Annotated in this window: 11 protein-coding genes and 1 riboswitch; of the genes, 3 read left to right on the top strand and 8 right to left on the bottom strand. The window is 62.4% G+C overall.

What is annotated here, in order from left to right:
- Nucleotides 1-14: 14 nt before the first annotated feature.
- Nucleotides 15-135, bottom strand: a riboswitch (TPP riboswitch).
- Nucleotides 136-219: 84 nt separating this feature from the next.
- Entirely contained in the window at nt 220-462 is a 243-nt protein-coding gene (locus M2368_RS16565) for a DUF4235 domain-containing protein (RefSeq protein WP_105657090.1), read from the top strand.
- Between the two features lie 56 nt (nt 463-518).
- Here M2368_RS16565 and mnhG read toward each other — a convergent pair whose 3' ends face one another.
- From mnhG to M2368_RS16535, 6 genes are read right to left on the bottom strand one after another with little or no spacing between them, the layout of a single operon-like run.
- Nucleotides 519-923: a monovalent cation/H(+) antiporter subunit G gene (gene mnhG, locus M2368_RS16560; protein WP_105657013.1), complete on the bottom strand. Its 405-nt coding sequence runs from the start codon at nt 921-923 to the stop codon at nt 519-521.
- Nucleotides 923-1,189: an MrpF/PhaF family protein gene (locus tag M2368_RS16555; RefSeq protein WP_105657014.1), complete on the bottom strand. Its 267-nt coding sequence runs from the start codon at nt 1,187-1,189 to the stop codon at nt 923-925. The genes mnhG and M2368_RS16555 overlap by 1 nt, the downstream gene beginning before the upstream one ends.
- Nucleotide 1,190: 1 nt before the next feature.
- Nucleotides 1,191-1,820: a Na+/H+ antiporter subunit E gene (locus M2368_RS16550; protein WP_105657015.1), complete on the bottom strand. Its 630-nt coding sequence runs from the start codon at nt 1,818-1,820 to the stop codon at nt 1,191-1,193.
- Nucleotides 1,821-1,828: 8 nt separating this feature from the next.
- Nucleotides 1,829-3,430: a Na+/H+ antiporter subunit D gene (locus tag M2368_RS16545; protein WP_133833554.1), complete on the bottom strand. Its 1,602-nt coding sequence runs from the start codon at nt 3,428-3,430 to the stop codon at nt 1,829-1,831.
- A complete protein-coding gene (locus tag M2368_RS16540; RefSeq protein ID WP_105657017.1) occupies nt 3,427-3,876 on the bottom strand; it encodes a Na(+)/H(+) antiporter subunit C in 450 nt (149 codons plus the stop codon). The genes M2368_RS16545 and M2368_RS16540 overlap by 4 nt, the downstream gene beginning before the upstream one ends.
- Nucleotides 3,873-6,842 carry a Na+/H+ antiporter subunit A gene (locus M2368_RS16535; RefSeq protein ID WP_498724744.1) on the bottom strand — a complete coding sequence of 990 codons (2,970 nt, stop codon included), beginning with the start codon at nt 6,840-6,842 and terminating at the stop codon, nt 3,873-3,875. The genes M2368_RS16540 and M2368_RS16535 overlap by 4 nt, the downstream gene beginning before the upstream one ends.
- Before the next feature lie 226 nt (nt 6,843-7,068).
- Between M2368_RS16535 and M2368_RS16530 the strand changes: the two genes are divergently transcribed.
- Complete coding sequence (locus tag M2368_RS16530) at nt 7,069-8,391, top strand: MFS transporter (protein ID WP_402695824.1); 1,323 nt, start codon at nt 7,069-7,071, stop codon at nt 8,389-8,391.
- An 80-nt stretch (nt 8,392-8,471) separates the two neighbouring features.
- Here the strand turns inward: M2368_RS16530 and dcd are convergent, their stop codons facing one another.
- Entirely contained in the window at nt 8,472-9,053 is a 582-nt protein-coding gene (gene dcd / locus M2368_RS16525) for a dCTP deaminase (RefSeq protein ID WP_013349886.1), read from the bottom strand.
- 189 nt (nt 9,054-9,242) lie between these two features.
- On the opposite strand from dcd, the gene M2368_RS16520 reads away from it, so the two are divergent.
- A complete protein-coding gene (locus tag M2368_RS16520) occupies nt 9,243-10,103 on the top strand; it encodes a M15 family metallopeptidase (protein ID WP_332503908.1) in 861 nt (286 codons plus the stop codon).
- 400 nt (nt 10,104-10,503) lie between these two features.
- Here the strand turns inward: M2368_RS16520 and M2368_RS16515 are convergent, their stop codons facing one another.
- Entirely contained in the window at nt 10,504-12,210 is a 1,707-nt protein-coding gene (locus tag M2368_RS16515) for a fumarate hydratase (RefSeq protein WP_332485900.1), read from the bottom strand.
- Between the last annotated feature and the right edge of the window lie 39 nt (nt 12,211-12,249).

The following is a 12,249-nucleotide window of genomic DNA, read 5'->3' as shown; positions in this document are numbered from 1 at the left end:
GCCGCGCCTATCCGCATCCGAGATGCTCGACTTCCTTCGCCGGTACTAGCCGGGGCAGGTTCGAGGGTCTGCGATCTATCGCACTCTCAGCGTCTTGCGACTTTTTAAAAGTCTGACGCTCCCCTGTCGGAATAATTACTGCTCCCCCACCATACCGCAGGTATGCTGGGCAGAGGAACGATATGTCAAGAGCTTGATCGCGAGGAAAAAATGGATAAAGTGCAGAAACTTGCCACTACCGGTATCACCGTTGGCGCTGGCATGCTCGGCGGCAAGCTGGTTGATTTCCTTTGGTTGAAGGCAACCGGCAGCAAAGCACCACGCAAGGGCACTGAGGAAGCAGCGGAAGCTTCTTTCCGCCGTGCCTTAGGCTTCGCAGTCGTTTCGGCCCTGGTCGCAGCAATCCTGCAGACGGTGGCTGACCGCAGCGCCAACAAGGTTGTTGCCAAGTTCACCAAGTAAGCTTCGGCGTTGAGCCAAAAGCGGGAGCCGCCCAGAGGGGCGGCTCCCGCTTTTTCTCAATCTTGTTCGTCTGGCGATCCGGTCTTGGAAACCGGGGTGGTTCCGGTCGGCGGTGTTCCGTTGACCTTGTTGACCACGTGGCTCAGCTCATCGGAGAACAGGGTTTCCTTGGCAGCGTGCTTGGTCCGGTAGCCGGAACGGCCAATCATGTGGGCCGAAACCGGTGCGGTCAATAGCTGCATTCCCCAGGCCAGCACGAGTACCGGGACCACAGCCCAGCTGCGCAGGTAAATGGCCAGTCCAGCGAAAATCAGCAGGAAGCCGAGTACCTGCGGTTTGGTCGCTGCATGCATGCGGGTGAGCATGTCCGGGAAGGTCAGCAAGCCGATACCTGCGATCAATGACATCAGGCAGCCAAGGATCAGCAGGACGGCAACGAGGACATCGAGGAAGATTTCCATTAGGCGTTCCTCTGATCCGAAACGAAGCGCGAGACGGTCACCGAACCGATGAACCCGAGCATGCAGGCGGCCACGACGAACAGCAAGTAGTCGGTGTGCTTGTGCAGCACCATTTCCAGGCACAGCGCGGCGGAGATGATCAGCAGCATCACGTCCAGGGCCAGCACCCGGTCAAGGATTGACGGCCCCTTGGCAACACGGACCAGGCAGGCGACAGCACCGAGCCCGAGCATGATGCCGCAGATCCAAATGACGATATCCAGCATGTTACCCCTTCCTCGCATCAAAGTTCGGTCCGCATTCGCTCTTGATCGCTTCGTACTCGTCTCGGCTGCCAATAGCCATGATCAGCCGGCGTTCGATGTCCCGGATGCCGGCACGCGCCTTCTCCACGTCCGCAGGCGACTCGATGTCGATGTAGTGCAGGTACAGCGTCGACGAGCTGCGGTCCACGTCGATCACGAAGGAGCCCGGGATCAGCGTGAGCACGTGTCCCACGGTCATCACGATCAGGTCCGAGTCGGTGCGCAGCGGGACCGCAATGACCGCGCTGCGGGTGCGCTTCCCGCGGACCAGCGCCAGCCAGGCCACATGGACGCTGGCGGCGAAGACCTGTCCGAGGAACCAGATGAACAGCTTCAGGCAGTACCAGGCATTGATCCGGCCCGAAAGGACCACCGGCGGCAGCGGGAACAGGTTCACGATCAGCAGCGCGATGATCACGCCGAAGACCATGTTCCCCAGGGAGAAGTCCTGCCAGAGAGCACCCCAGACAAAGAGCAGCAGCAGAAGCAGCGGCCATTCCTGCTTGAGTGTCGCGCGGTGGCGCACACCGGAGGTATCCAGCGCATCGTCAATGCGCTGGTCACGCGGTTCAAAGTTCTTGTTCGGCATCATCCCTCCAATCAGAATGGCAAGATCGAGCTGATATACGGTTCGCGGGCGATCAGTTCCGCAGCCACCCGCTGGCAGAATTCGAAGATCGGCCCGGCAAAGACGGTCAGGGCGATGCCCGCAAGCACCAGCGAACCGGTGGCGTAGCGCATGCCCCACGGCAAGGAGTCGGCTTCCAGCTGCTTGGCCAGTTTCAACCCCAAGCGGGGGTTCTGCGCGCCGCCGGCCAACGTCTCGTCGGCGACCTGCGTCGCTTCGGCCACCAGGTCCTGGTTGGGCACCTCGGCATCAGCGGCACGGCGCCAGAACACACGGGCCCACACGCGGATGATCGCCATCAAGGTCAGCAGGCTGGTCAGCAATCCGGCGCCGATCACGACCCAGGTCAGCGGATCGGCATCCTGCGCGGCCGCATGCAATAGCCCGAATTTGCCCAGGAATCCGGAGAACGGCGGGATGCCGCCCAGATTGATGGCCGGGATGAAGAAGAGCAGGGCCAATGCCGGGGAGAGCTTGGCCAGCGAGCCGAGCCGGGTGACATTCGAGCTACCGGCACGGCGTTCGATCAGTCCCGCCACCATGAACAGCGAAGTCTGCACGATGATGTGGTGGCCCACGTAGTAGATGGTCGCGGCGATGGCCAGCGGCCCGCCCACGGCCACGCCGAAGATCAGGTAGCCGATGTGGCTGGTGAGCGTGAAGGAAAGCATGCGCTTGAAGTCCGTCTGCGCCAGCGCACCGAGGATACCGATGACCATGGTCAGCGCGGCCACCACCAGCAGTCCGGCGTTGACCGAGCCGCCCGGGAAGAGCAGGGTTTCGGTGCGGACGATCGCGTAGACGCCCACCTTGGTCAGCAACCCGGCGAACACGGCGGTCACCGGGGCCGGTGCGGTCGGGTAGGAGTCCGGCAGCCACAGGGACAGCGGGAAGACCGCGGCCTTGATGCCGAAAGCGATCAGCAGCAGCACATGCAAGATCAGCTGCGGGCCCTGGCCCAGCTCGGGCAGCTTCACCGCAAGGTCAGCCATGTTCACCGTGCCGGTGGCCGCATAGGTCATCGCGATGGCCATCAGGAAGATCACCGAGGAAACCACGGAAACCACCACATAGGTGGTACCGGCGCGGATGCGCTCGGCGGTACCGCCCAAGGTCAGCAGCACGTAGCTGGCGGTGAGCAGGATTTCGAATCCGACGTACAAGTTGAAAAGGTCAGCGGCCAGGAAGGCGTTGGACACTCCGGCCAGCAGGATCAGGTACGCCGGGTGGAATATCGACACCGGTCCGGGCTCGTCCCCGTCGGCCAGGCCCTGGCTGGTGGCGAAGAGCAGCACAGCCAGCGAGACGACGGTGGAGACCAGCAGCATGAAGGCGCTGAACCCGTCGACCATCAGGGCGATGCCGAAGGGCGACTCCCAGCCGCCAATATGGATGGCATAGCTTTCCCCGCCCCATACGGCGGCGAGCATTCCCGCTTCGAGCACCAGGGTCAGGCACAGGATGCCGATGGTGATCAGGCGCTGCAGGCGGACCTGGCGGCGGACCAGGAAGGCTGCCCCGGCGCCGAAGATCGGCAGCACCACGGCCAAAGGGGCTAGATCCAGGAAATTCACTCTTCCCCCTCGCGCACTGGGCGTCCTTCTTCATCAACGAATTCGGTCGTATCCTCAGCCACTGGCGAGTCTTCTTCCTCGTCGTAGGCGGTCTTCTGGGACACCTTGATATCTTCGGTGTCATCGGTGAGCTCATCAGCGCTGGTCAAGGTCCAGGACCGGTAGATCATCGCCAGCAGGAAGGCGGTCACCGCGAAGGTGATCACAATGGCGGTGAGGATCAGCGCCTGCGGCAGCGGGTCCGAGTACGAGTCGGCCGCCGCATCCGGCTTGAACAACGGCGCCGCGCCCTTGCGCCCGCCGCTGGTGAGGATCAGCAGGTTGATGCCGTTGCCCAGCAGCATGATGCCCAGCAGCACCCGGGTCAGGGTGCGTTCGAGCACCAGGTAGAAGCCGGCCGCCAGCAGCACGCCGGTGACTACGAGGAAAGTGATGTTCACGCTCATCGGCCAACTCCAGTCCGGGAGGCCTGGATCTCGTCGTGGCGCTCCACCGGGCTGCGGCCCTCAGAGAGCGAATCAATCTCACTGCCCAAAGAACGCAGCACGTCCTGCACGAGGCCAAGGACCACCAGATACACTCCAATGTCGAAAATCGTTGAGGAAACGAACTTGTGCTCGCCGAAGAACCAGAATTCCAGGGCGTAGGTGGTGAAGATGCCATCACCCAGCAGCAGCGGCACGATGCCCGCCAATCCGGCTAGCGCTATGCCGCCGCCGATCAGCATGCCCGGAGCAATGCGCATCGACTCGGAAAGTTCCACGCGGCCGCCGGCCAGGTAGCGGATGGTCAGCGCCAAGCCGGCGATCAGCCCGCCAGCGAAGCCGCCGCCCGGGGTATTGTGCCCGGTCAGCAGCGTGTACACCGACATGATCAGCACCGTGTGGAAAATCAGCCGGGTGACCACTTCAAAGATGATCGAGCGGCGCTCGGCGACCAGGGTGCTGCCAGCCATCAACCAGTCCTGGTTGGAGCTGGAGGCAAAGCGGCGGGCAATGCGCAGCTCGGTTTCCTTGGAGTCCTTGCTGCCCATGGCTTCGGAACCCGCGTCGATGCTGCCCGGTGCCACCTGGTGGGCCCGCACCCGGTTGCCGAAGCTGCGCCCGGCGAAGATCAGCGAAGCCACACCGGTGGCAGCCGCTGCCAGCACGGTGATCTCGCCGAAGGTATCCCACACGCGCAGGTCCACCAGGGCCACGTTGACGATGTTCTTGCCGTAGCCCTCGTAGTAGGCCAGATCCGGCCAAGCCAGGGAAATGCGGGCCTCGTTGCGGGCGGCCATCATCGCGATGGCAATGTAGACGACCATCACGGCCAAGGCGATCGACAGGATGGCCCGGCCCCACTTGATCCGGGTCAGGCCCACCCACAGTCGCTTGGGCAGGGCGCGCAAGGCGAGCACGAAGGAAACCAGCACGATGGTTTCCACCAGCAGCTGGGTCAGCGCCAGGTCCGGGGCGCCTTGCAGGGCGAAGATCGCGACCATGCCGTAGCCGGTCACCGAAACCATCAGCACCGCCATGAAACGCTTCGGCGCGGTAATGGAGACCACCGCACCGGCGATGATCACCGCACCGATCAGCAGCTGGGCCGGGTGGTCGGCGATGATCCAGTTCGTTGGCCACGGGGTGTAGACGGTCAGCGCGATGGCCAGCGGAATCACCAGCACCACGACCAGGATGACGCCCAGGTAGAAGGAGAGCGAACCACGCTGGGTGCGACCGGTGATCCAGATGGCCACCTTGTCCAGCACGTTCACCGACATGCGGTAGATTTCCTCGGCCGAGGTGACCATGCGGCGCAGCGGTGCCCCGGTGTCGGTGCGGTGACGCAGCCAGAAGAAGCACAGGCCCAGGCCCACCGATATGGCGCTCAGCCCCAGTGCCGCGTTGAAGCCGGCAAATGGCAGCAGGTGCATTTTGCCCGGTCCGCCCTGCGCGGCCGACCAGTGGATGGCCAGCGGCTCCACCAGCTGCGGGTACAGGCCCAGGAACAGCGTCGCCGCCGAAAGAACCAGCAAGGGCGCCAGGAAGATCAGTGTCGGGGCCTTGCACTGCAATGCAGGCAACTTCTTTTTCTTCACGCCGAAAGCCCCGAAGAAGAAGCGCAGCGAGTAGGCCATGGTCAGCGCCGCACCCATCAGGATGCCGATGAGCGCGGCCATTCCCCACCCGGTTTCCAGGTGCAGGGCCGATTCGTAGACCGCTTCCTTGGCAACGAAGCCGAACAGCAGCGGCACGCCGGCCATGGACGCCGCGGCGATGCCGGTGGTCGTGGCCAGTATCGGCATGGCACGGCGCAAGCCGCTGAGCTTGCGGATATCGCGGGTACCGGTGTTGTGGTCGATGATGCCCACGCTCAGGAACAGCGTCGCCTTGAACAGGCCGTGGGCCAGCGTCATGGCCAGTGCGGCAAAAGCCGCTTCGGGGGTGCCGAAGCCGAAGACCGCGATGATGAAGCCCAGCTGCGAGACCGTGCCGAAGGCCAGGATCAGCTTCAGGTCGTATTGCTTGAGCGCCCGGTAGCCGCCGATGAGCATGGTGAGAATACCGATGCCTACGGTCATGGGGACCCACAGGGTGGTCTCGGCGAAGCCCGGGGCCAGGCGGGCGATCAGGTAGACGCCGGCCTTGACCATGGCTGCCGCGTGCAGGTACGCGGACACCGGAGTCGGAGCGGCCATCGCACCGGGCAGCCAGAAGTGGAAAGGCACCAGGGCCGATTTGGAGATCGCCCCGACAATAATCAGCGCCACCGCAACATCGGTGAAGGCCCCAAAGGCCACCAGTTCATCGGCCGATGCCATGATCTCCGAGAGCTGGTAGCTGCCGGCCGCCGCGCCGAGCATCAAGATGCCGGCGAGCATCACCAGTCCGCCAAGGGTCGTGATGATCAGGGCGTTCATGGCTGAACGGCGCGCGGTGATCAGGGCCTGGCTGAAACCGATGAGCAGGTAGGAAAGCACGCTGGTGATTTCCCAGAAGATGAACATGATGATGATGTCATCGGCCGTGACCAAGCCGGTCATGGCTCCGGCGAAAGCGACCATCTTCGCCGCGAAGCTGCCGATCTGCGGATCATCATTCTTGAAATAGCGGGCGCAATAGAACAGCACCAGCGCGCCCACGCCGAGGATCAGCAGCAAGATTGTCGCGGCCAAAGAATCCATGCGGAAATTCAGGGCGATATTCAGCCCGGGAATCCATTCCATTTGAACCGATGGCGGCGCATTTGGCGCACCATTGGCCAGGGAATTATCGGCAGAAAGCACCGCCGGCATGCGGGTCAGCAACCAGATGAATCCCACTGCGGGCACGGCCGCCACAACGTAAAAACCGTTTCGTTTCAAGGCCCGGAATATTAATGGGCATAAAACAGCGGTGGCAAACAGCGCAGTGAGAATTATTAGCACGCTTTTCCTCTGTCGGCTGGTGGTGGGCAGAGTATCCAGAGCACTTCGAAAAGCGCCTGCATCTGTAATTTTATCAGCCGTGGCCTGCCTGCAATCGCACGAATGTGCGCTTTAAGGAATATTCCCTGCGTTTTCCGCGACCAGCTGATTTTCCAAGCTAGCCGCTATTCTCCAAAAGGTCGTTCCTATTCATCGCCTGATTACCTGTTGCAGGTACGATGCCAGCATGGGAATCAATCAGGTCGAACCGTCGGCGATTCGTGAAAAGTGGCTTAATAAGTACACCTGGGCGTGGGCCAGCTGGGATTGGGGACAAGCCGCGATCAACGCTGTCATGATCACTTTCGTGTTCACCGTCTATCTCACCAGCGAGCTATTCGGCGACACCGACCATGCGTCGCTGGTCCTCTCGCAGGCACTGGCCATCGGCGGACTGGCCATCGCCCTGCTGGTGCCCGTCACCGGGCTTCGCGCCGATGTTGCCGGGCGGCGCAAGCTGTGGATCGTGGTCAACACCCTGGTTCTCGTCGCCATCTGCGCGGCCTGCTTCTTCGTCTACCCCGACCCTTCCTACCTCTGGTTCGGCGCGATCCTCGTCGCGGCCATGTCGGTCTTCGGCGAATTCGCCGGCGTGAACTACAACGCGGTGCTGAACCAGATTTCCACCAAGGCAACGGTCGGCAAGGTCTCCGGTTTCGGCTGGGGCATGGGCTACGTCGGCGGAATCCTCGCCCTCGCCCTGGTGCTCTTCCTGTTCGTGCAGCCAATCGTGGACTGGCCAGGTGCCAGCACCGAAGAATCGTTGAACTTGCGCTGGGTGGCAGTGTTCTCTGCCGTTTGGTGCTTGCTCTTCGCGCTGCCGCTGTTCTTCGTGATCCCCGAAGCGCCACCGAGCACCTCGAAGAAAATCCCGCTGATGCTTACCTACAAGGTGCTGTTCAACAACATCAGGGAACTGTGGCGCAGCGACCGCAACCTGCTCTTCTTCCTCTGCTCCTCCGCCGTCTTCCGCGACGGGCTAGCCGCCATCTTCACCTTCGGCGGCGTCATTGCCGCGGGCACCTTCGGTTTCGAATTGACCGAAGTGATCATCTTCGCGATCGTCGGCAACGTCGTTGCGGCCCTTGGCGCGGTGCTTGGCGGCCGCATCGATGACTTGGCAGGCCCGAAGGCGGTCATTGTCGGTTCGCTGATCGGCCTGCTGGTTGCCGGCGCCGGAGTCTTCTTCTCCCCCGAAGCCGCGGGCTTCTGGATCTTCGGCCTGCTGCTGTGCTTGTTCGTCGGACCGGCACAGGCAGCTTCCCGCTCCTACCTCTCGCGCTTGATTCCCGAAGGACGCGAAGGAGAGCTCTTCGGGTTGTACGCGACCACCGGTCGCGCCGTGTCCTTCCTGGCACCGGCGTTGTTTGCCGGAGCCATCGCCATCGCTACCCCGCTGGTGGCATCCGGCCAAGCCCAGCGTTACGGCATCCTGGGCATCCTGGTGGTCTTGGCGCTCGGCCTGCTCCTGCTCCTGCCAATCCGGTCGCCCAAGAAGGTCACCGCGTAGCTTCCAGCCGCAAACGGCGCTGGCCCCCAACAAATGTTGGGGGCCAGCGCCGTTTGCGGGATCCTGAGCGGTACTGCCGCTTAGTTCTCGATGATGGTCCGGTGGAAGTTCAGGTGGCTGCGCGAAGCCGTGGGGCCACGCTGGCCCTGGTAGCGGTTGCCGTAGGGTCCCGAACCGTATGGATGCTCGGTGTCCGACGTCAGCTTGAAGAAGCACAGCTGGCCGATCTTCGATCCCGGCCACAGCTTAATGGGCAAAGTAGCCATGTTGGACAGTTCCAAGGTCACGTGGCCGGAGAACCCTGGATCAATGAACCCTGCGGTGGAGTGGGTCAGCAGGCCAAGGCGGCCCAAGGAGCTCTTGCCTTCCAGCCGCGCGGCCACGCCGTGGCCCAAGGTCACCACTTCGTAGGTCGAGCCGAGCACGAATTCGCCCGGGTGCAGGATGAATGGCTCATCGGGGTCGACCTCGACCAGGCGCGTCAGTTCATCTTGCTCCACCGAAGGATCGATGTGCGCATACTTGTGGTTATCGAAAAGCCGGAAGAACCGGTCAAGTCGAACATCCACGGATGCGGGCTGGACCATCTGCGGGTCAAAGGGCTCTAGCCCAATCTCACCGGACGCTATTTCTCGACGAATGTCACCATCTGAATACAACACGCGTATAAATTTATCCTGACTTTCCCCGGCAGCCGAACTATTAGGCCAATTATGTACAGTGAGTCGAGATCACTGGCCGCATCCTGTTCACCAGCTGGTCGCAGATTTCCCACCAATTACCCAGCGTTTCCAGCTATCGTTAAGCTGGGATTTCCCATCATCGCTCCGCAACGCAAGGGTTTATTCAACATGCGCCTAGCCTCCGCGCTGACTGGCACCGTACTCGCATCGGCATTGCTGCTCTCCGGCACCGCCGCACTCGCTGCGCCGGCCGAGGATCTGCCTGCCGTCGAGAGCTCGCAGCTGTCGAAGGCATCGAGCCCCTTGGCCTTGATCAACCCCACCACGAAGCTTTCGCCGGAGGACTACGTTCCCGGCAAGCTAGTTGGTGTTGCCGGCAGCTCGATGACCCTGCGTCCCGAGGCGGCAGAGGCCATTGAAGCGTTCATTGCTGATGCGCGCGCTGCCGGCCATTCGATCAAGCTGCTGAGCGCATACCGTTCATACCAGCGCCAGGCGGTCTTGTTCAACCAGTACCAAGCCAAGTACGGCACCGCTTATGCCGAACGGATTTCTGCGCGCCCCGGAACCAGCGAGCACCAGCTCGGTTTGGCGGCAGACCTGGGCTACACCGATAGCCGCGCCGAATTGAAAGCAGAATTCGGCCAGACCCCGGCTGGCCTGTGGATTGCCGAGCACGCGGCAGAATACGGCCTGATCATCCGCTACCCCCAGGGCAAGGAAGAGATCACCGGCTACAAGTACGAGCCGTGGCATGTGCGCTATGTCGGCGTCGAGCATGCCGAAGCGATGCTTGCTTCCGGAGCGGAAACGTTCGAAGAGTACCACCAGATGCTGGCCGCCTCGATAGCGGATGCCGAGCAAAGCGAAGCAAAGGCAGCTATCGAGAAAGAACCCGCGAAAGCCAAAGACGAAGAGCCGCACGAAAAATCCAAGAAGGCCGGCGAAGATGTTGTCGTGGACGAGGACTTGATGGTCCTGCGTTTCCTTCCGCCGTACCGCGACTGGGGCTTCGGCTTCACCCAGTAGCCCGGTCTGGAACAGGCCGCTGCCAGGTCCACCAGAACCGCCGGAACCACGAAAATTGCCGCTGCGAGTCGCCATTTCGCGGCTCTGCCCGCAATCCGCTGGGCGTTGGGCAGTGCCCGAATCATGGTGCAGTGGAGCATCCAGTACTAGCGTCCAATATTATCTAGTGCCCGGGACGCGAAGCAGCAAGTTCACACGAAGTAGCCTCGTCAGCACCCTGCCCCTCTGCGGGAGCATCCTGGAATCTGCCCTCCGCACCGGCATGCAATCCCGGGAACGGTTTTCCAGGTTGCGTGCCGCCGGACGGCATGAAAATGCTCCCCAAAAGTTGCTGGCTTCTACAGTCCAACTTTTGGGGAGCAGTTCATGGCAGGTGGTTCCTGCCCAGAGCGCTGGAGAATTACTTCGCGCGCACCGGAATGCCGGTGAAGGTCGGCTTCAAGGTCTCGGCGAAGAAGTCCTCGCCCTTGTCATCGACAACGATGAAGGCCGGGAAGTCCTCGACCTCGATCTTCCAGATCGCTTCCATGCCCAGTTCCTCGTATTCGAGCACCTCGACCTTCTTGATGCAATCCTGGGCCAGACGTGCCGCCGGGCCGCCGATGGAGCCCAGGTAGAAGCCGCCGTGGGTGTTGCATGCGTCGGTGACCTGCTTGGAGCGGTTGCCCTTGGCCAGCATGACCATCGAGCCGCCGGCAGCCTGGAACTGGTCCACGTAGGAGTCCATGCGGCCTGCGGTGGTTGGGCCGAAGGAACCCGAAGGCATGCCTTCTGGGGTCTTGGCAGGACCTGCGTAGTAGACCGGGTGGTCCTTGAGGTACTGCGGCATTTCCTCGCCAGCATCCAGGCGTTCCTTGACCTTGGCGTGTGCGATATCGCGGGCCACAACCAATGGACCGGACAGCGACAAGCGCGTCTTGACCGGGAACTTGGTCAGCTCGGCCAGGATTTCGCTCATCGGCTTGTTCAGGTCGATCTTGACCACCGAAGAGCCACCGGTGCCGGTGACGCCATCGGTCTCGTCGTCGTGCGCGGCCAGGGCCGGGTGGTCCTCCGCCGGCATGAAGCGGGCTGGATCGGTTTCCAGCTGCTCGACGAACAGTCCCTCTTCGGTGACCTTGGCCAGCATCTGGCGGTCAGCCGAGCAGGATACTGCGATGGCCACCGGCAGCGAGGCGCCGTGGCGAGGCAGGCGCACCACGCGCACATCGTGGCAGAAGTACTTGCCGCCGAACTGCGCGCCAATGCCGAAGTGGCGGGTCAGCTCAAGGACCTTGTCTTCCAGCTCGGTGTCGCGGAAGCCGCGGCCGGTCATCGCGCCTTCGGTCGGCAGCGAATCCAGGTACTTGGCCGAACCGTACTTCGCGGTCTTCAACGCCATCTCGGCCGAGGTGCCGCCGATGACGATGGACAGGTGGTACGGAGGGCACGCGGCGGTGCCCAGCGAACGCAGCTTCTCATCGAGGAACTTCAGCATCGAGTTCTCGTTGAGGATCGCCTTGGTCTCCTGGTACAGGAAGGACTTGTTGGCCGATCCGCCGCCCTTGGCCATGAACAGGAACTTGTAGCTGGTGTCAGCGCCGTCCTTGGTGTTCGCGTAGAGGTCGATCTGCGCCGGGAGGTTGTTGCCGGTGGCCTTCTCTTCCCAGGTGGTGATCGGAGCCAGCTGCGAGTAGCGCAGGTTCAGGCGGGTGTAGGCGTTGTAGATGCCGCGCGAGAGCGAGATCTCGTCCTGCTCTTCGGTCAGCACGCGCTGGCCGCGCTTGCCCATGACGATCGCGGTACCGGTGTCCTGGCACATCGGCAGGATGCCGCCGGCGGCGATGTTGGCGTTCTTCAGCAGGTCCAGGGCGACGAACTTGTCGTTCGGGCTGGCATCCTCGTCGTCGAGGATATTGCGCAGCTGCTGCAGGTGGGCCGGGCGAAGGTAGTGCGAGATGTCGTGCAGCGCGGTCTCGGCCAGCTGCTCCAGTGCCTGCGGCGCGACCTTCAGGAAGTTCTTTCCATCCGGGCCGGCGACAACTTCGACACCTTCGGAGGAAATCTTGCGGTACGGGGTGGTATCTTCGCCAATTGGCAGAAGATCCTCGTAACGGAATTCAGGCATGCTCAGTCCTTGATTCAATCGTGTGTGCTCATCTGCCAT

Source organism: Arthrobacter sp. JUb119 (assembly GCF_024807995.1).
Classification (GTDB): Bacteria; Actinomycetota; Actinomycetes; order Actinomycetales; family Micrococcaceae; genus Glutamicibacter.
This window is presented reverse-complemented; position numbering and strand designations above follow the sequence as displayed.